The 19,737-nt window shown below is 34.1% G+C and carries 15 protein-coding genes; 7 read left to right on the top strand and 8 right to left on the bottom strand.

From position 1 onward, the window contains the following. Positions 1–28 precede the first annotated feature (28 nt). The 3 genes from FLV_RS10475 (at position 29) to FLV_RS10465 (ending at position 3,216) form a co-directional block, all read left to right on the top strand. The gene (locus FLV_RS10475) at positions 29–967 is read left to right on the top strand and encodes a mevalonate kinase (RefSeq protein ID WP_243233690.1); all 939 of its coding nucleotides are present in this window, start codon (positions 29–31) and stop codon (positions 965–967) included. 36 nt (positions 968–1,003) lie between these two features. Beyond that, entirely contained in the window at positions 1,004–1,963 is a 960-nt protein-coding gene (locus FLV_RS10470; protein ID WP_243233689.1) for a geranylgeranylglycerol-phosphate geranylgeranyltransferase, read from the top strand. Between the two features lie 344 nt (positions 1,964–2,307). After that, positions 2,308–3,216 carry a pseudouridine synthase gene (locus FLV_RS10465; RefSeq protein ID WP_243233687.1) on the top strand — a complete coding sequence of 303 codons (909 nt, stop codon included), beginning with the start codon at positions 2,308–2,310 and terminating at the stop codon, positions 3,214–3,216. Positions 3,217–3,384: 168 nt separating this feature from the next. Here the strand turns inward: FLV_RS10465 and FLV_RS10460 are convergent, their stop codons facing one another. Both FLV_RS10460 and FLV_RS10455 read right to left on the bottom strand, forming a co-directional pair. Continuing rightward, on the bottom strand, positions 3,385–4,725 hold the full coding sequence (locus FLV_RS10460; protein ID WP_243233685.1) for a hypothetical protein: 1,341 nt from the start codon (positions 4,723–4,725) through the stop codon (positions 3,385–3,387). A gap of 11 nt (positions 4,726–4,736) precedes the next feature. Continuing rightward, on the bottom strand, positions 4,737–6,959 hold the full coding sequence (locus FLV_RS10455; protein ID WP_243233684.1) for a TonB-dependent receptor: 2,223 nt from the start codon (positions 6,957–6,959) through the stop codon (positions 4,737–4,739). 137 nt (positions 6,960–7,096) lie between these two features. Between FLV_RS10455 and FLV_RS10450 the strand changes: the two genes are divergently transcribed. Further along, positions 7,097–8,146, top strand: a complete 1,050-nt coding sequence (locus FLV_RS10450; protein ID WP_243233682.1) for a helix-turn-helix domain-containing protein — start codon at positions 7,097–7,099, stop codon at positions 8,144–8,146. 55 nt (positions 8,147–8,201) lie between these two features. Here the strand turns inward: FLV_RS10450 and FLV_RS10445 are convergent, their stop codons facing one another. Next, positions 8,202–9,302: a DUF4407 domain-containing protein gene (locus FLV_RS10445; protein WP_243233680.1), complete on the bottom strand. Its 1,101-nt coding sequence runs from the start codon at positions 9,300–9,302 to the stop codon at positions 8,202–8,204. 380 nt (positions 9,303–9,682) lie between these two features. On the opposite strand from FLV_RS10445, the gene FLV_RS10440 reads away from it, so the two are divergent. Further along, positions 9,683–12,493 carry a TonB-dependent receptor gene (locus FLV_RS10440; RefSeq protein WP_243233678.1) on the top strand — a complete coding sequence of 937 codons (2,811 nt, stop codon included), beginning with the start codon at positions 9,683–9,685 and terminating at the stop codon, positions 12,491–12,493. A gap of 74 nt (positions 12,494–12,567) precedes the next feature. Continuing rightward, on the top strand, positions 12,568–13,626 hold the full coding sequence (locus FLV_RS10435; protein WP_243233676.1) for a phytase: 1,059 nt from the start codon (positions 12,568–12,570) through the stop codon (positions 13,624–13,626). 124 nt (positions 13,627–13,750) lie between these two features. Here FLV_RS10435 and pckA read toward each other — a convergent pair whose 3' ends face one another. Next, positions 13,751–15,355, bottom strand: coding sequence for a phosphoenolpyruvate carboxykinase (ATP) (gene pckA, locus FLV_RS10430; protein ID WP_243233671.1), 1,605 nt, complete (start codon positions 15,353–15,355; stop codon positions 13,751–13,753). Positions 15,356–15,544: 189 nt separating this feature from the next. Continuing rightward, positions 15,545–15,931 (bottom strand): DUF423 domain-containing protein, encoded by a 387-nt coding sequence (locus FLV_RS10425; RefSeq protein ID WP_243233667.1) that lies wholly within the window; start codon positions 15,929–15,931, stop codon positions 15,545–15,547. 175 nt (positions 15,932–16,106) lie between these two features. Here FLV_RS10425 and FLV_RS10420 point away from each other — a divergent pair, with 175 nt between their 5' ends. Continuing rightward, positions 16,107–17,471 carry a saccharopine dehydrogenase family protein gene (locus FLV_RS10420; RefSeq protein ID WP_243233664.1) on the top strand — a complete coding sequence of 455 codons (1,365 nt, stop codon included), beginning with the start codon at positions 16,107–16,109 and terminating at the stop codon, positions 17,469–17,471. A 224-nt stretch (positions 17,472–17,695) separates the two neighbouring features. On the opposite strand, the gene FLV_RS10415 is transcribed toward FLV_RS10420, so the two are convergent. The 3 genes from FLV_RS10415 to FLV_RS10405 are packed head-to-tail and all read right to left on the bottom strand — an operon-like array spanning position 17,696 to position 19,729. Next, positions 17,696–18,916, bottom strand: coding sequence for an energy transducer TonB (locus tag FLV_RS10415; RefSeq protein ID WP_243233656.1), 1,221 nt, complete (start codon positions 18,914–18,916; stop codon positions 17,696–17,698). Continuing rightward, a complete protein-coding gene (locus tag FLV_RS10410) occupies positions 18,913–19,284 on the bottom strand; it encodes a BlaI/MecI/CopY family transcriptional regulator (RefSeq protein ID WP_243233652.1) in 372 nt (123 codons plus the stop codon). Before FLV_RS10410 ends, FLV_RS10415 begins: the two co-directional genes overlap by 4 nt. Before the next feature lie 22 nt (positions 19,285–19,306). Continuing rightward, positions 19,307–19,729 (bottom strand): hypothetical protein, encoded by a 423-nt coding sequence (locus tag FLV_RS10405; RefSeq protein ID WP_243233650.1) that lies wholly within the window; start codon positions 19,727–19,729, stop codon positions 19,307–19,309. Between the last annotated feature and the right edge of the window lie 8 nt (positions 19,730–19,737).

Raw genomic sequence — 19,737 nt, 5'->3', positions numbered from 1 at the left:
ATCAATTGTTAATTATTAATTTTCAATTATGAAAGGACCATTATTTTACTCAAAAATATTACTTTTTGGAGAGTACGGAATTATTCGCGACTCTAAAGGACTTTCTATTCCTTATAATTTTTATAATGGCGCATTGAAGAGAGATGAAAATCCTTCTGCAGAAGCCATTGCCTCAAATGCAAGCTTAAAACGCTATACCATCTATTTGGAGAATCTGCAAGCGGAACAGCCAGATTTGGTTGCTTTTGATTTGTCAGCTTTAAAAAATGATGTCGAAACCGGTATGTATTTTGACTCTAGTATTCCGCAAGGATACGGAGTAGGCAGTAGTGGTGCTTTGGTTGCGGCTATTTATGATAAATATGCTGCCCATAAAATTACGGTTCTTGAGAATCTGACTCGTGAAAAATTATTGCAGTTAAAAAACATATTTGCGCAGATGGAGAGTTTTTTCCATGGAAAAAGTTCTGGACTGGATCCATTAAACAGTTATTTGAGTATCCCGATTTTAATCAATTCTAAAGATAATATCGAAGCAACCGGTATTCCTACACAAAGTTTTGATGGAAAAGGAGCTGTGTTTTTGTTAGACTCCGGAATTGTGGGTGAAACGGCCCCAATGGTCAATATTTTTATGGAAAACCTGAAAGACAAAGGTTTCCGTGCAATGCTGAAAAACCAGTTTGTAAAATATACTGATGCCTGCGTAGAAAACTTTTTGCATGGCGACATGAAATCGTTGTTTACCAATACTAAAAAGCTCTCTAAAGTAGTTCTGAATAACTTTAAGCCGATGATTCCGGAACAATTTCACGGAATCTGGCAAAATGGGATCGATACAAACGATTATTATTTAAAGCTTTGCGGGTCTGGCGGCGGTGGTTATATTCTGGGTTTTACAGAAGATTTAGAGCGCGCTAAAGTTTCCTTAAAAGATTATAAATTAGAAGTTGTTTATCAATTCTAATTAGAAAACTTTTTTCTAAAACTTTAAACGAATCTAATGTTAAGCAGACAGCACAAACTTGTAGTAATGAAAATTGTTAGTTTGTTTTCTGTCGTGCGGGGCTACAACATTCCTATTATTATCATAGCTCAATATTTATCCGCTATTTTTATTTTGGCTCCCGAAAAAAGAGCCTTGGATATTATACTGGATTTCTATTTGTTTTTGATTGTTTTTGCTTCGGCGATTACGATTGCCTCAGGCTATATTATCAATAATTTTTACGATAGCCAGAAGGATTTGATTAACCGGCCGAATAAATCAATGCTGGATCGTTTGGTGAGCCAGAAAACAAAACTGTTGGTTTATTTTACTTTGAATTTTATTGCCGCTTTAATGGCTTTGATAGTTTCCTGGCGTGCTTTTTTATTCTTTTCGGCTTATATTTTCCTGATTTGGTTTTATTCTCATAAAATAAAAAAATACGCCATTGTTGGAAATCTTACTGCAGCTTTTATGGCTGTTCTGCCTTTTTTTGCCATTTTGCTTTATTTTTTTTATCACCAGATTTCATTTGACGAAATAGAAAACCATAGAAGTCATTTTGTTGTGATTTTATCACACGCTATGTTTCTTTTTTTATTGTTGCTGATTCGTGAAATGATAAAAGACCTTGAGAATCTTAAAGGGGATTTAGCCAATAATTATCAAACGATTCCGATTCTTTATAATGAAACGGTTTCGAAAAAAGTAATTACTGTTTTAATTATTTTGACGGTGCTTCCGGTTTATGTTCTGATTAATATTTATGATGTGGGGTATATGGATATTTATTTTTATGTGTGCTTTATCATATTATTGTTTTTTTTATTTTATCTCTGGAGATCTAATTCGAAAGAACAATACTTACTGCTTCATAATATCCTTAAGTTTTTGATTGTTTCCGGCGTTTTTTGCATTGTTTTGATTAATCCGAGTGTTTTGTGGCACGGGAAACAATTGATTTCGAATTTTTAGGTTTATTTAGCAGAGATTCACAAAGATTTTTCGCAAAGTCTCACAAAGAAACTTTAAAAAACTTTGTGTAACTCTGTGTTTACTTTGTGAATCTCCGTGGTAAAAATCTGTTTATTAATGCTTAAAGAAACCAATTGTTTGAATCTAGCCCCGGTTGAAGTGGAAATCCTTTTATTTTTTCTTTAAAAATAAAAGATTGGGAACGGAAAACGGGAACCCATGTTTTTAAAAAAGCAGAATGTGATGCTTCAAATCGTTCTAAGATTTTAGGCTATTAATCTAACAACATTGAACTTAAGAATATTTGGCAAGAATAAACTATCTTTGCACAAATTACAGAATTTATGAACAACAAGGAAGGGAATAATAAAAGAGGCGGATCGAGACCAAACAGCTCAAAATCAAACTCAAGCAAGCCAAAACCTCCTATGGCAAAGCGTGCTCAAGGGCCGAAGAAAGTGAAACCTGCTGTTAAGGCAGCGGAAGAAGAGAAAGCGCAAAAAATAAAAAAACAAAATCAGGCTCCAAAAAGACAAAAAGCTTCAGATGAAATTCGATTGAACAAATATATTTCGAATTCAGGTGTTTGCTCGCGTCGTGATGCCGACATATACATTCAGTCCGGAAACGTAAAGGTAAATGGTGTTCCGGTTACTGAAATGGGTTATTTAGTAAAATTGAACGATGTGGTAAACTTTGACGGAGTGGTTTTGACCCCTGAAAAGAAAGAATACATTTTACTGAACAAGCCAAAAAACTTTACAACTGCGCTTGATGAAGGTCAGGAGTATCGCAATGTATTAGAATTAGTTCGTGGTTCTACTACGGCAAAAATTGCTCCGATTGGGAGAATGGATAAAAATACGACCGGTTTGTTATTGTTTACAAATGATACAGATATGATTCGTAAATTTACATTACCGAGTCAAAAATCGTCTAAAATTTACCAGGTTTCATTGGATAAAAACCTCAAATTTGAGGATTTAGAGAAAATCAGTAAGGGGCTTGTTCTTGACGGGCATCGTGTATTTGTTGAGGAGATTAGTTATATTGATAATGAACCAAAGAGCGAAGTAGGACTTAAATTACGTTCATCAAATGTAAAAGTGGTTCGTGCTATTTTTGAAAACTTTGACTATGATGTTTTGCGTATTGACCGTGTATCTTTTGCAGGTTTGACCAAAAAGAACCTTCCGAGAGGAAACTGGCGCTTTTTGACAGATCAGGAAATCATTAATTTGAAGAACGTTTAGGAAAAACGATTCAGAATAATATTAAAAAAAACCTATTTCAGTTTTGTGAAATAGGTTTTTTTGTTTTTACTTTAGAATCTTAGTTAAAACAAATTTGGTCTTAAATAAGAAAGCCGAAAGGAATAAATACTCCTTTCGACTTTCTTATTTATTATAAAAATAATAGGTTTAAAATACTCCGATATAATGATTACCCGGTTTGTTGATTAATTTTGCACCTTTAGTAACAACATTAGTTTTGCTGTTGATAATATAGATGTTACCGTCTTTTCCTACAGGAGTAACAGCGATGAAAACTTCATCTCCATTTACTACAAATCCCTGATATTGTCCAAAATCAAGATCGGCATCATAAGGAATTCCGGTTACAAGTTCAGCTTTTTTAGTATTCAAATCAATACGTGCCACAAAGCCCTGATCATTAGCATTAGCATGTGTATAAAGTACATAAGCAATTCCGTCACCAGCATATCTCCAGGCATCTACGTAAGTACCTGTAACACCTAAAGCTGCATCTAAACTAAACACATAAGAGTTGTCATACTGATTGTTTGAATTGATTTTTAAGATATGAGATCCTTTTGTGTCATTTTGAGTTGCCTGATAAATATTTCCATCTTCTGCAAGGAAATTATTAAAACTACGGTAACCATTTGTGTTTCCATCACTAATAGTAGAAGAGATTATTGTAGGGTTTTCTAATGAAGGATAATCTACCACAAGTGATTTTGCTGAAATTCTTGTAAAAGTTGTTCCGGATGGGTGAGCTAGTCCAGTTGCAGGATCATGCTTTCCTTTTGCAACACCAATGATTAATTTGTTACCTGCTTTATTCAAAACAGGACCATCTAAACGAGAAATATAATGTCCCAAAGCTTCTTCAGATGCAGCTAGTGGAAGTTCATATTGTTTATAACCATTGATCAAAACATTTTGAAGATGTAAAGCCAGTACAGTTGCTTTTCCTCTTGAATGCTTGTATGTTTTTCCATCTTCCTCAGTTGTTACTTTAACATTTGAAAGGTTTACTGCAATACCCGTTTTATCTCCGTCAAAAAGTTTTACCCATCTTGGAGATATAGTAGCATAAGCTGCTATGTTTACAGTAACATCTGATTGTACCATTTTTTTTCCTCCACCTACGGTATATTTTGAGAATTCACCTCCGTCAGGTCCTGTATAAGCAATGTTAAAAAGTGTGGCTCCATCTTCTGATGATTGTAAACGAGCTGTTCTTTGTGATTTCACATGGAAACCATCATCATAAGCATTAATTGATTTTTCAGGGTTTTTAGCATCATCTACACTAACAGCATATACCATAGTACCTCCATTTCCATCTCCAGGATTGGTCCCCATCAAGGCACCTGCCAGAGTAATCCAACGAGAGCTATTGCCTAAGTCTGGTTCGTATCCACCATCATTATTATTGTCACTGCTACAACTTGTTAAAACAAGTCCTGCTATTACAGCAGTACTCATAAAAAAGTTTGAAATTTGATTTTTCATATTGTACTTATTTAAAAATTATTAATTGTATAGTTTAATTTTAGATAGAAAGCTCTGCCAGGTTTTTGTGCGGCAAAGTTGTCGTAGGCCTCTCGATTGAATATGTTTTTAGCATCAAAACTCAGTATGAATTTTTTGTTTGGAAATATATAGCTCAAACCTAAGTCTTGTATAAATTGCGTAGGTGTCATATAATTGTCTGATTCTACCCAAATAGTATTGTATGATGCAACATATCCACAATAGTAAAATAAGTTTAGAATAGCTTTTTCCTGTAACAGATTCTTTAAGGTATATTGTACATTTCCATTAGCCGTAAAAAAAGGTTCGTTTGGTATTTGAACATTATATCTGTTGCTGATTTTTTCGCCATTAAATTTACTTTTGAAAAGAGAATTAAATTTTGAGAGATTAAATCTGATGTCTAAATTTTTAAAGCCATAATTCATTTCTGCTTCAAATCCTATGGCCTGACTGGCAGCAAGGTTTTCAAATGGAAAAGTTTCAATATTATTTACCGGTCTGTCATTCGATAAAGCAACAATTTTGTCTTTGGTATCTCTTATAAATCCCGTTGCTGAGAGGGAAATGCGATGATCCTTTATTTTATAAGAATCAAGACGGAATCCTAAATTGAAATTATTACTAATCTCGGGTCTAAGATTTGGGTTTCCAACTAAATTTTCGCCCTGATCACCAAAAACCTGTGATTCAGAAGGCATTCTTACCGCCTGCTCTGCTGAAGCAATAACGAATAAATTTGGAGTAACCGCATAAGAAGTTGCAAGACCGTATCCGGTTGTTGATCTGGTATCATTAGTAATTTGCTCTACTCTTACAGTTTGCCCATTTACCACTTGTGCTTTTGGATCTATTCTTTCTACTTTCTGGTTGTAATATTTACCGAAAAAGTTTGTTTTTAAACGGGAATTAAAGGCCTGCATTTCATAGCCTAATGAAAAGACATTTTTGGTAATATTGCTTGTTGCCTGATAATTGTTTTCCAGAATTGTTAACAAAGCGTCATTATCTTCTCTGTCAGCTATATAAAATAAATGATTAAATTCTAATTTATGATTAGTAGCAATACGATATTGTACATCAGATCGAATATTGGTTATTTTTTGATCAATAGTAAGCATTGTTGGTCTGCTTTGTTGTGCCCCACTTTGGGTTAACAGAGGTTTTCCGTATAAATCAAGAACCTTTTCATTGTACCAGTTGTAAGCCCATTTTACAGTGTCCTGAATATACTGCGATCTGTTGCTGTAAACACCATTAAGTGTAAATTCTAATCCTTTTGTAAAAAGGTTTTTCTTATTGTAATTTACCGTTAATATATTTGATTCAGATTCTCTAAATCTTCCCTTGTATGGAGTTGCCATGTATTGGCCGTGTTGTACTTCTTTGTAAGCTTCTGAACCAGTATAGCCAATCATAAAATTATTGGCCCATTTTACATCGGTGTAACCCAGTTCAAAACGAGAACCATAAGAGCGGAAAGCATCGTTAAATCGTTTTGCCCTAACTCTTTCTTCCCGACCATTAGGCTGTATGTTTTTTACAAATTTCCCCCATACTTCATAGTCATTATCTGAATAGCTAAAAAACCCGGACCCTTTTGCTGTAAAACCAGTTTTTTCATCGCGATACATTCCACTGATGTCAGATTGTACCGTATTGAACGAACCATAAGAGGTTGAAATATTCAAATTATTTTTCAGACCACCCTTTTTAAGAATTACATTAATAGCACCTCCAAGGAAATCACCGGATAAATGTGTTGGCAAAACACCTTTATAAACTTCAATTCGTTCAATCAATGCCGGTGGGATTGTATTTAAATTAAAAGAAGAACCATAAGTACTGATATCTATACCATCAATAAATATTCCGATAGCGCTACCTGCCATTCCATTCAGATTATACTCAACAAACGACCCTAATCCACCTGCCTGACGTACTCTGACACCAGCACTTTGATTTAGTAATTCGTTAGTTTGTATGTTTCTTAAAGCTGCTTCTTTTGTCTCAATTACATTAACCGCAAAACCTTGTGTCTCAATTTTTTGTTTTTTGGATTTTCCGTGTACGTTAATGTTTTCTAGTGCTTCTGCTTTTTCTCCTTTAGTTTTTTCTGTAGTTTTCTTTTTTTCTTTTGTCTGATTTTCTTGCGAAAATAACTGTAAAGACGTGAAAATGAACAGAATAGTAAAAATGTATTTGTGAAACATTGGAGGTGATTATTTTTTTAACAGAAAACTGTTCTTAATTAGACTTATTATAAATAACTTCGCAGCAAAAGTACCATGACAGTGCTTAAAACGGATAGGGAAAAACGGATTATTATTTTGTAAAAACGGATTATATTTTGAAATTCAAATCAACCATTTTAGGGCAGGAAGAGCCGTTTCTAAACGTAGAAACCGGTGCAGATAATCAAAAAAATCATTTTGTCGAAGAAATCGTCAGCATTCATAATGAAGAATTGGGAGAAATTACCAGTTCTAATCTAATTAATGATGCTATTTTGATTATTGATATTCAGATGCATTTTTCGTCTTCTCAAACAATTAGGACTGAAATGGTAGGTGAAGCTGTAGTGCTGAATTTTATTTGCTGCAATAATGTTGAAGCAGCTATTGATGATGTAGAAAGTGAAAAGTACACCACCGAAAATACGCATAACATCCTGTACACTTCAAAACTCAATGCCACATTTAAGATTCCTGCCCTAGAAGAAATTAATTATTTGTCTATTATTTTATCGCCCAATTTTTATTCTCAACTGATTAATGAAGACTGGAATCTTCATCAAAAATTCTCAAAAAACATTCTGCAAAAAAAAACAGGTTATCTAACGCCCAAATATGTGCCGTTTAATTCAGAAATACAATGGGTTATTCACGAAATCAAAAATTGTAAATATTCAGGCTCTTTAAAAAAAATGTATCTGGAGGCTAAAATAAAAGAGCTTTTAATTTTACAGCTCGAATCATTAAAGAGACTTGAAAATAAAGCTCTTGTCGATGAAAAGGATTTTAAAAAATTATTGGAAGCGAAACGAATTTTAGAGCGCAATTTTACGAATGCACCAACGCTTATAGAACTTTCAAGATTAATTTCGCTAAACGAATTTAAATTAAAAAAAGGCTTTAAAATGTGTTTTGAGACTACGGTAAAAAGTTATGTTACCAAGCTTAGAATGGAGTACGCTAAAAATTTATTCAAAAGTAAAACTTCAAACGTAAGCGAAGTAGCTTATAAATGCGGCTACAAAGATGTTTCGCATTTCTCGGCTGCTTTTAAAACATTCTACGGATTTACACCAATAAGCTTTCGAAAAATAAACATTTTTACCAAATTGAATCTTCTTTTCTGGGAATTAATCGAAGTTTTTCCTGTGATTGATTTTTTATAAAACAAAGAAGAAGCCAATCAGGCTTCTCCTTTTAGTATTGAATTTCGAAATGTAATTATAAAGTTGCTTTTTGTTTTTCTACAAAACTATTCGATTGCAATTCCAATAACGCTGTTGCATTTTTGCGTTGCAGTTCGTACAGGTTTTTATCTCCGGAAATATCTCCGTAAACCTTATCGTGCATTTCGGCACTAGTTTTAATTAGTAATTCACGTTGGTATTTATTTTGTGCCAAAGTGGTTTTCATTGCGGTTTCAGCTTCTTCCTGTTTAAAATCGAATTCGCCTTTTGGAGCTAATAATTTGGCAATAATTGGAGAAGTTTCAATTGCTAAAAACAACAGCATAATGAAAAATGAAGGAAGCCAGGGTAATTTGTTTAAGGCGTTAATTCTCGCCATTAATCCGTCAAAACCTTCGATGATGGGCTGAGTCTGTGAAACTTTTTTATCTAAATCAGTCTGAAGCTGTCTGCCTGCTTTTTCTTTCTCGGCAATTTTGGCTTCGTTAGTAGTTTTTAGAGTTTCGTATTCTTTTAAGGCGGCATCGTGTTTTTCACGTTTTTCTTTATAAACCGGGCCTTTTCCTAATCTTTTAGTTCCGGCAGTTCCTTCGGCTTCTGTAATATAAGTCGAGTACAAAGCATTTACTTCCTTCTCTTTTTTTAGAATATCAGTCTTTAAAGCAGCAATTTCAGCCTTATTTTTATCTAAATCCGATTTGAAATAGGTGCCAATTTGTTTCTTATTGGCCAATTCCATTTCGTTTTTCTCTTTCAATAAAACAGTATTAATTTCTTTTTCGAAAATTTTGATTTCCAACGGTTTTGAAATTACGATGGCAATAATAATCGCCAGGATAATTCGGGGAGTCGCTTGTAGAAATTCATCCATAAAACGATCACGCTTTTTAATGGTCGAAACGATAAAACGATCCAGATTAAAAATAAGTAAACTCCATACAAACCCAAAAATTACGGCTGGGTAAATAGAGTCGAAAACAGTAAAAAGTGCATAAGCACTGGCCAGAAAAGCCATAACTGCAGTAAAAAAAACGGTGGCGCCAATACCAACATATTTGGTTTGTTCGCCTTCTGAACAGCCTTCGAGAAGATTTCGGTCGGCTCCTGAGCACAGGATAAAAAATTGTTTTAACATGATTGATGATTTTTGATTGATAAGGCAAATTTAACGCCAAAAATTCAATTGCGTTGCAAATAGTCAATTTGTTTTTGGTTGTGAATCAATTATTTGGTGGTTTGTAATTAGTCAGTTCTTAGTAATTAGTCCTTAGTTCAGAGTAATTAGTTGTAAAGTATAAATTATTCATATTCGTTTAAACTACGTTCTTCCTTATTGAATACACAAAAGACTAAGGACTATGTACTAAGAACTAAAAGTGTAATGTTCCTAATGTTACTTAAATATTAAAAAATTTTCTTTTGGAACCCCAATCATAACATTATGTTAATTTTTTTTAACGGCTTTAATAACATTTGGGTTTTAGTTTCGCAATCGAAAATTAAACCAAACACACAATGAAAAATTTTTATGCAGTAGCAATCCTCTTTTTGATAACAATATCGGGGTATGCTCAAAAAGCAATAATATCTGGTAAGGTATTAGATGCTGATGACAAACTTCCTTTGCCGGGAGCCATGATTCAAATTGTTGGAGAAAAAAAATACACTGTCTCTGACTACAATGGCCGTTTTGAATTGCTTAATATTAATGTTGGAACGTATCAGGTAACTGTAAAATATATTGGATACACAGCCATCACTCAGGAAATTACTGTTGACGAAGGGAAAAACAACGTCATTGACTTTGCACTTAAAACTTCAGGAACAGAATTGAATGAGGTTGTAGTGGGAGATATCTTAAAAGGTCAGGCAAAAGCCCTGAATCAGCAAAAAAACAATAAAAATATCGGAAACGTAATTTCATCAGATCAGGTAGGTCGTTTTCCGGATGCCAATGTGGGTGACGCTTTAAAACGTGTTCCGGGGATCACGATGCAAAATGATCAGGGCGAAGCCCGTAATATTATCATTAGAGGTTTAGCTCCGTCTCTGAACTCTGTAACCTTAAATGGTGACCGAATTCCATCTGCTGAGGGAGACAACAGAAACGTTCAGATGGATTTGATTCCTTCTGATATGATTTCGACTATCGAAGTAAATAAAACACTTACATCAGACATGGATGCTGATGCTATTGGGGGTTCTGTAAACTTGGTTACCAGAGCTACTCCAAACGGTGAGAGAATCTCGGCAACACTTGCCGGAGGGTATCTTCCAATTCGTGAAAAAGCATCTTATACAGCCGGATTAGTTTACGGTAACAGATTTGCAGACAATAAATTAGGAGTAGTTGTTAGCGGATCTTATAATAATGTAGATTACGGTTCTGATAACATTGAAAACGAATGGGTAAAAGACGATTTCGGAAACCAGTATTTGCAGGCTTCAGAAATTAGAAAGTACGATGTACAGCGTATCCGTAGAAGTGGATCGATTGCTTTAGACTATAAATTTGATGAGAATAACTCTATTTTCGCCAATGCAATTTATAACTGGAGAGATGATAGAGAAAACCGTTTCAGAACTACTTATGATGATATTGAAGCCATTTACAATGGTGAAGAAATTATTGGTTATGAAGGCCGTGTAAAACGTCAGACAAAAGGTGGATCTGACAATAATAGAAACAAAAACAGAAGGTTAGAAGATCAGCGAGTTCAGAACTATTCGATTCGTGGAGAGCATTTAATCAGTTCAAAATTAGATTTAGACTGGTCTGCCAACTATGCAAAAGCAAGAGAATATCGTCCTGAGGAGCGTTACATCGAATACCGTCAGAAAGGTTTAGAGATGTTTCAGGATTTATCAGATCCTAGATTTCCTTTATTAACAACGGTTGGAGAATCTACAGATGAATTTAAATTTGATTCTGTAAGCGAAAACACAGATGAAACAAGTGAAAGTGAATTTGGTGCAAAAGTGAATATTCGTTTTCCATTCTCTGTAATTGCAGGTGAAAAAGGAAGATTAAGAACAGGTCTTAGATTGCGTTTGAAAGAAAAAGAAAGAAACAACACTTTCTATGCTTATGAGCCAATCAATGACGGATTGGAATTATTATCTGAGGTTCCAACCAGCTATTTTGATGGGAAAAACTATAATCCGGGAAGCAAATATGTACCGGGAACTTTTGCTTCGGCTAACTTCTTAGGAAGTTTAGATCTTAACAATGCCAGTTTATTTGACAAAGAAGCAGATCCGGCTGAATATTTAGCCGTAAACTACAATGCAAAGGAAAGTATCTATGCAGCTTACGTAAGATGGGATCAGGATTTTAACGATAAACTTTCAATGGTTTTAGGTTTTCGTGTCGAAAGCACACACATCGATTATACAGGAAACCGCGTTTTAGATGAAGAAGAGTTAGAAAGTCAAATCAATACGACAAACTCTTACACTAATTTATTGCCAAGTATTTCATTTCAATACAATGCTACAAAAGACTTAGTTTTAAGAGCGGCTGCAACTACAGCATTGGCAAGGCCAAATTATTATGCACTAGCGCCTTATGTAAACAATATTGCTGCAGATAAAGAAATCACAGCCGGAAATCCGGATCTTGATGTAACCTATTCATACAATTATGATTTCATGGTTGAGAATTATTTCAAATCGGTTGGTTTGATCTCAGGAGGTGTTTTCTACAAAAAATTAAATGATTTCATTTACAACTACAGTGATAATCAATATACAGATGCAAAATTTGCTGCTGATTTCCCAAATCAGGTAAATCCAATTCCGGCAGGCGAAAACTGGTCATTTTTACAATCAAGAAACGGAGATAAGGTTGACGTTTATGGTTTTGAAGTTGCGCTTCAGCGTCAGTTAGATTTTCTGCCTGGTAAATTCTTAAAAGGGTTTGGTGTTTATTTAAACTATACCTACACTAAGTCTAAAGCAAAAGGAATTGCTGATGAAGACGGAAATGAAAGAAACAACATCAGTCTTCCGGGGACAGCTCCACACATGTTCAACGGTTCATTATCTTGGGAAAACAAACGTTTCTCTGCCAGGATTTCTACTAACTTCACTTCAGATTATTTAGATGAATTGGGTTCAGAATCATACAATGACAGTTTTTACGATAAACAATTTTTCTTAGACGCGAATGCTTCTTATAAAATTACGCCGAAACTTCGCTTTTTTGCAGAAGCCAACAACTTAACAAATCAGCCGTTACGTTATTATCAGGGAATTGAATCGAATACAAAACAAGCTGAATACTATCAGGCTCGTTACAATTTCGGATTGAAATTAGACTTGTAAAAACTGTTTTTTAAATTTCATAAATTAGACAGAGTTTAGCGGCTCTGTCTAATTATATACAAACACATAATAAAATGAAGAATAAATCGATACTTGTTTTTTTACTTTTAGCCATTTCATTCACAGCCTGTAAAGATGATAAACTGGCTCCGGTTGCAGCAAATGCCGTAAAACCAACAGCTGTTACCGAAGCTTTGCCTCACGATACTGACGATCCTTCTATCTGGATTCACCCAACCGATGCTGCAAAAAGCATTATCGTGGGAACTGATAAAGATACAGACGGTGGTTTGTATGCTTTTGATCTGAATGGGAAAATCCTTAAAAAATCGATTCCTTTAAAACGTCCAAACAATGTTGATATCGCTTACGGATTAATTATTGACGGAAAAAAAGTTGATATCGCCGTTACAACTGAACGTGAAAGCAATAAAATAAGAGTTTTTAGTCTGCCAAATTTAGAACCAATAGATAACGGAGGGATTTCGGTTTTTGAAGGAGAAGATTTGCGCGATCCAATGGGAGTTGCCTTGTACACACGTCCTACTGACGGTAAGATATTTGCTATTGTGGGAAGAAAATCAGGTCCTTCAGGAAGTTATTTATGGCAGTATGAGCTTTTTGGAAACGGAAAGTTTGCTGATGGAAAAGTAGTTCGCAAATTTGGAACTTACAGCGGAAAGAAAGAAATAGAAGCCATTGCGGTTGATAATGAATTAGGAGCTGTTTACTATTGCGACGAGCAAGTTGGAATCAGAAAATACAAAGCTGATCCGGCTTTAAATGATAATAAAGAATTGGCATTTTTTGGACAAAAAGATTTCAAAGCCGATCACGAAGGAATTGCGATTTATAAAAAAACAGACTCTACAGGATATATTTTAGTGTCAAACCAACAGGCGAATTCTTTTATGGTGTATCCGAGAGAAGGTGTTAACGGAAATCCAAACAGCTATAAATTACTCGCAGAAGTTCCAACTTCAACAATTGAATGTGATGGTGCCGATGTGACCAGCATTAATTTAGGCGGACCCTATAAAAACGGCATTTTTGTAGCGATGAGCAACGGAATGACTTTTCATTATTACGCCTGGGATTTGATTCAAAAGCGTATTGACGAAGCAAAAAAATAAATTTTTCAGTGTTGTTTTCAATCGCAGGTTAGTGTTGTGTTTATTTTTTTACTGCGATTGGAGACCAAACAAAAAAGCTGTTCGTTACGAACAGCTTTTTTTAGTTTGAATTAAATAATCTTCCTTATTTTGTTTTTGGTGCGCCAGCTAAAATTTCAGTATTGGCAAATTCTTCAAATTTGGCAAAATTGGCTTTGAATTTCTGAGCCAGTTCAATTGCTTTTTTATCATATAATGCAGGATCTTCCCAGGTATTTCTCGGATTTAAAATTTCGCTTGGAACATTAGGGCAGGATTGCGGTTTTGCAATTCCAAATACAGTATGGTCTTTATACTCAACATTGTCCAGTTCTCCGTTTAAGGCAGCAGTAATCATGGCACGGGTATATTTTAATTTCATACGGGTTCCTGTTCCATAAGCTCCACCAGTCCAGCCAGTATTGATTAACCAAACTTTTACATCGGCATCTTTCATTTTTTTAGTAAGCATTTCAGCATAACGTGTTGGGTGCAAAGGCATAAACGGGGCTCCAAAACAAGCTGAGAAGTTAGGCTGAGGTTCTGTAACTCCCGCTTCAGTTCCGGCAACCTTTGCAGTATAGCCTGAAATAAAATGATAAGCCGCCTGACCCGGAGTCAGTTTTGAGATAGGAGGCAAAATTCCGAAAGAATCTGCCGTTAAGAAAAATATATTTTTAGGGTTATGGCCAATAGATCCCGGTTGAATATTGTCAATATGGGTTATTGGATAACTAACTCGGGTGTTTTGCGTTATCGAAATATCTTCATAATCGACTTCGTTTGTATTTGATTTGAAAACTACATTTTCCAGAAGCGCACCTTTTTTGATTGCCCTGAAAATATCCGGTTCATTTTCTTCAGATAAATTAATCACTTTTGCATAACAGCCGCCTTCAAAGTTAAAAACTGTGTTTTCGCTTGTCCATCCGTGTTCATCGTCGCCAATTAATTTACGTTCAGGATCTGCTGATAAAGTTGTTTTACCGGTTCCTGACAATCCGAAGAAAATTGCTGTATCTCCTGCTTCTCCAACGTTCGCACTGCAATGCATTGGCAATGTATTTTCGAAAACCGGTAAAATGAAATTCAGAGCTGAGAAAATTCCTTTTTTCATTTCTCCTGTATAACCTGTTCCTCCAATAAGCGCTACTTTTTTAGTAAAATCCAAAATAGCAAAATTAGACTGACGTGTTCCGTCAACTGCCGGATCTGCCATGAAAATTGGAGCACAAATTACAGTCCATTCAGGTGTAAAGTTTGTTAATTCACTTTCTTCAGGTCTTAAAAACATATTGTAACAAAACAAATTAGACCAGGCCGTTTCTGTAACTACCCGAACATTTAATCTGTAATTGGCATCAGCACAAACATAAGAGTCACGAACAAAAACTTCTTTATTCGATAAAAACTGTGTTACCTTATTATATAGTTTTTCAAAAGCTTCTGATGAAAACGGAATATTTACATTTCCCCACCAAACCTTATCTTCTGTTATAGTATCTTTTACAATAAAACGATCCTGAGGAGAACGTCCGGTAAACTCACCTGTGTTAATCGCCAATGCACCAGTAGAACTTTCAATACCCTGACCGGACTCTATCGTTAATGCATGTAATTCATCTGCCGATAATTGATAGTGTACGTTTGCATTTTTAATTCCTAAATCATTTAACGAAATCGATTTCGTGGAAAGTGTGTTAGTCTCCATATACTTTTGTTGTTGTGTTATATTATTTATTCTAAAATATCAATTTTAAAATATAATGAAACTTATCGTGTGTTATATTTATTTTATTAAAACATTAAAAATGTAAAATATTCACAGTAGATTAGTTATCTGTTATATATACAACAAAATTAATCAATAAAATTTAGATAGAATTTTTTTAAACCAATTTTATGATTTTTTCTTAAAAAAAGTAGCAAAAAGTACAAACCAAGCGAAGATTAGTAGGAGTCCGCCTATTGGAGTTACGAATCCTATAATTTTAAAGTCAACGGAAGTTACATTTTTGGTAGTCAGTAAATAAATAGAACCTGAAAAGAAAAGTACACCTGCAAGGACTAAATTATAGATTACTTTTTGCGCTTTTAAAGACAATTCTTTTCTGGATGCTACAAAAAATAAAAAGAAAGCATGGTACATTTGATAGCGAACTCCAGTTTCAAAACTTGTTAATTGTTCCGGAGTCAATATGGCTTTTAAAGCATGTGCGCCAAAAGCACCTAAAATGATGGCTAACATTCCAAAAAGAGCTGCTGTAATAATTATTTTTCTTTCCATTTGATGTGTTTTTTAATATCACAAAAATAGTCTTAATTCACTCAAACAAAAAACATTTCAAATACACTTTTCAAAAAAATCTGATTTACTTTGTTCCTTTCATTGTAAAAATTTTATCACTTATCAATTGTTATTTTTGTAACAATTTACTATGTTTGTGTTATATATGTAAATTATGAGGCGTATTTTAATAATTGGAGCCGGAAGATCTGCATCTTCTTTAATACGGTATTTGCTTTTAAAATCTGAAAGTGAAAACCTGCATATTGTTGTCGCTGATTTATCTTTGGCTTTGGCCGAAAAAAAAACCAACAGCCATCCCAATGCCACTCCAATTGCCTTAAATATTTTTGATGCCGAAGAAAGAAAAGCAGTCATAGAAAAAGCTTCAATCGTAATTTCGATGCTGCCGGCACATTTGCATATTGAAATTGCAAAAGACTGTCTGCTATTCAAAAAACACCTTGTTACGGCTTCCTATATAAGTGATGCCATGATGGAACTTGATGCAGAAGCAAGAAATAACAATTTGATTTTTATGAATGAAATTGGCCTCGATCCCGGAATAGATCACATGAGTGCCATGAAAGTTATTGACGAAATTAGATTGAAAGGCGGTGAAATGCTGCTTTTTGAATCGTTTTGTGGAGGCTTGGTAGCTCCGGAATCTGACAATAATTTGTGGAATTACAAATTTACCTGGGCACCTCGTAATGTCGTATTAGCGGGTCAGGGTGGTGCAGCAAAATTTATTCAGGAAGGTACTTATAAATACATTCCATACGGAACTTTATTTCGCAGAACGGAGTTTCTTGAGGTAGAAGGTTACGGAAAATTTGAAGCCTATTCCAACCGTGATTCGCTTAAATATCGATCTATTTATGGTTTAGATGATATTCTGACGTTGTACAGAGGAACGATCAGAAGGGTTGGTTTTTCTAAAGCATGGAATATGTTTGTACAACTTGGTATGACAGATGACAGTTACATTATGGAAGATTCTGAAAACATGAGTTACCGTCAGTTTACGAATTCATTTTTACCTTATCATCCAACTGATTCGGTCGAAATAAAAATGCGCCTGATTTTAAAAATCGATCAGGACGACATTATGTGGGATAAACTCCTGGAACTGGATTTGTTTAATCCGGACAAAAAAGTGAATCTGCCTAATGCAACACCGGCTCAGATTCTAGAAAAAATACTTTCGGACAGCTGGACATTGGAACCCGATGATAAAGATATGATTGTAATGTATCACAAATTTGGTTACGAACTGAATGGCGAAAAAAAACAAATCGATTCCAAAATGGTTTGCATAGGCGACGATCAAACTTATACCGCAATGGCAAAAACGGTTGGACTTCCGGTAGCTATTGCGACTTTGTTGATTTTGAATGGAAAAATTACAGCTCCGGGCGTACAGCTTCCAATTAATAAAGAAGTGTATTTGCCTATTTTAAAAGAATTAGAAGAGTATGGTGTTGTTTTTCACGAGGAAACCATGCCTTATTTTGGATACAATCCTGACTTATTTTAAGGAGGATTTATTTTTAGTTTTGAATTTTTTTGCATCCGCTTCTTTGTAAAAAGAAGCGGATTTTTTTAATAATTAATTTGCTGATTGAATTGTGATTGGCAAACGATATAATACCGCAACAGGTCCTTCACTGGTTGTTCTGGTAATCCATTTTTTAGAAAATTCATTTGAACTGCCGAAAAATTATCATCAAAAACTAATTACACCTAACGGGTTTAAATATATTATTTTTCAGCCTTAATAGTAATGGGTAGGCTATACAAAACCCGAACCGGTTTTTCTTTTATAGAACCGGGAGTCCATTTTGGGGAAAATTTAAGCACCCGAATTGCCTCACTTCCCAATCCATAACCTAGGTCTTTTAAAACCTTGATTTCAGACAAAGAACCTTCTTTTTCCACTACAAATTGCAGGTAAAGTTTTCCTGAAACGTTATTTTTAGCAGCCTCAGACGGCATTTTAAAATTTTCGCCTATAAATTTATAAAACGCTTCTATTCCGCCGGGAAATTCAGGCTGTGTTTCAATTGGGTCAACAGCAATTGCCTGGCTATCATCTTTTAATTTTTCGTTATTTTCCTGAGCTGCACTTTTATTGCTAAATACAAATAATAGGAAACCTGAAAATACAACTGCTGCAAATGCTTTTAGAGACGATTTTATTTTGGATTCTTTTTTGGTCATCATAAGAAAACGTTTTTTTGTTATTAAATAATTTATCGTACTTGCTAAATTAATACTGGTTTTATCTGAGGCTATTTCAAGTAATAAATTCTGATAATCCGAAACCGAATTGTATCGAATATTAACTGCTTTGTCTGCCAGAAATTCATGATTAAGCTTAATCGCTTTTTTGTATAAAACAAAGATTGGATTAAACCAAAACACGATTTGCAAAATTTCTATAAATAGAATATCCAAAGTGTGTTTTTGCTGCAAGTGTGCTTTTTCATGCACTATTAATTCTGATGGAATTTTGTTGCTTTTGAATGCTGTTCTATTGATGAAAATTGTATTCCAAAATGAGTATGGCAAAGTGCTTTCTTCAATTAAAATGATTTTCTCTCCGTTTATAAATTGAGTTTCATTTACCTGAATTTTTCTGTAGAATGCATACAGATTCAATATGAAACGAATAATTAAAATGGAAACTACAAGAAAGTAAATTCCAAAAATTACATTAGTCAGATTTAGATAATCAATTACTGTTTTTAAATTTTCATTGCTTTTCTGAATCACTAATTCATCTAAACTAAAAGACTCTATTTTATTGGAAGCAGCAGATTGAAATGAAATGATTTGTAATGGAATTAAAATACTAAAAACCAAACTCAAAAGCAGATAAGCCCGGTTAAAACGAAATATTTTTTCGTTTGTCAGCCAGAATTTATATCCTGCATAAAAAAGTAAAAGCAGTAATCCCGATTTTAATAGATACTCAATCATTTTTTCTTCTTTTGAATTTCTGAATCGATTATTTTTTTGAGTTCTTCCAGTTCCGAAGCAGATAAATTGGTTTCTGTAGTAAAGAAAGAAGCAAATTGCGAAGCCGAATTATTAAAAAAATTACTTATTAATCCGTTTACGTGTTTAGAAAAATAGGTTGTTTTTTTTACTAACGGATAATATTCTCTCGAATTTCCGAATTCGTTGTAAGCAACAAATTTTTTGTCAATCATACGTTTTAAAAGTGTTGCAACTGTTGTTGTAGCGGGCTTTGGTTTGGGGTATGCTTCGAGTAAATCTTTCATAAAAGCTTTTTCAAGCTTCCAAAGATGCTCCATTAATTGTTCTTCTGAGTTTGATAATTGCATTTTTTGAGGTTTTAAGTTTTTCCTATTCTATGTTTTGTTCAGAGATTAATTCTCCTTTGTTATATTTTCTAATATCGGTTAATTTTCCTTTATCCGAATAGAATTTCCATTTTCCAAAATAAAACCAGTGTGTTTCGATTGAATCAATTTCAATGCTGGTTTTTCCTTTAGATGCTAATTTTCCGTTTTCGTAATAACTTTTTACAATACAGATTCCGTTTTTGTATTTTTCGGTTTTATAGATTTTTCCGTTAATGTAGGATTTCCACTTTTTTACCGGCTGGTCGTCTTTATAATATTCGTATGATTTATAATAGGTGCTGTCTTCTGAATATTCTTCAATCCAGACTCCTTGTTTTTTCTTTTCAATTTTTTGGTTGATTAAACCGGGTTTACAGCCAAAAAGAAATGCTCCGCACAATAGTATTGCAAAAAAGTTTTTCATAGCTTTTG

Origin of the sequence: Flavobacterium pectinovorum, from assembly GCF_022802975.1 — a bacterium.
Lineage (GTDB): Bacteria > Bacteroidota > Bacteroidia > Flavobacteriales > Flavobacteriaceae > Flavobacterium > Flavobacterium pectinovorum_B.
The sequence above is the reverse complement of the archived record's forward strand: the minus strand, read 5'-3'. Positions and strand labels throughout refer to the sequence as shown.

Bases quoted from the DNA above. Each gene is read 5' to 3' on its own strand.
- FLV_RS10460 (WP_243233685.1), bottom strand. From the start codon at position 4,725: ATGAAAAATCAAATTTCAAACTTTTTTATGAGTACTGCTGTAATAGCA.
- FLV_RS10470 (WP_243233689.1), top strand. From the start codon at position 1,004: ATGTTAAGCAGACAGCACAAACTTGTAGTAATGAAAATTGTTAGTTTG.
- FLV_RS10435 (WP_243233676.1), top strand. From the start codon at position 12,568: ATGAAGAATAAATCGATACTTGTTTTTTTACTTTTAGCCATTTCATTC.
- FLV_RS10425 (WP_243233667.1), bottom strand. From the start codon at position 15,931: ATGGAAAGAAAAATAATTATTACAGCAGCTCTTTTTGGAATGTTAGCC.
- FLV_RS10420 (WP_243233664.1), top strand. From the start codon at position 16,107: ATGAGGCGTATTTTAATAATTGGAGCCGGAAGATCTGCATCTTCTTTA.
- FLV_RS10475 (WP_243233690.1), top strand. From the start codon at position 29: ATGAAAGGACCATTATTTTACTCAAAAATATTACTTTTTGGAGAGTAC.
- FLV_RS10415 (WP_243233656.1), bottom strand. From the start codon at position 18,916: ATGATTGAGTATCTATTAAAATCGGGATTACTGCTTTTACTTTTTTAT.
- FLV_RS10455 (WP_243233684.1), bottom strand. From the start codon at position 6,959: ATGTTTCACAAATACATTTTTACTATTCTGTTCATTTTCACGTCTTTA.
- FLV_RS10440 (WP_243233678.1), top strand. From the start codon at position 9,683: ATGAAAAATTTTTATGCAGTAGCAATCCTCTTTTTGATAACAATATCG.
- FLV_RS10445 (WP_243233680.1), bottom strand. From the start codon at position 9,302: ATGTTAAAACAATTTTTTATCCTGTGCTCAGGAGCCGACCGAAATCTT.
- FLV_RS10465 (WP_243233687.1), top strand. From the start codon at position 2,308: ATGAACAACAAGGAAGGGAATAATAAAAGAGGCGGATCGAGACCAAAC.
- pckA (WP_243233671.1), bottom strand. From the start codon at position 15,355: ATGGAGACTAACACACTTTCCACGAAATCGATTTCGTTAAATGATTTA.
- FLV_RS10410 (WP_243233652.1), bottom strand. From the start codon at position 19,284: ATGCAATTATCAAACTCAGAAGAACAATTAATGGAGCATCTTTGGAAG.
- FLV_RS10405 (WP_243233650.1), bottom strand. From the start codon at position 19,729: ATGAAAAACTTTTTTGCAATACTATTGTGCGGAGCATTTCTTTTTGGC.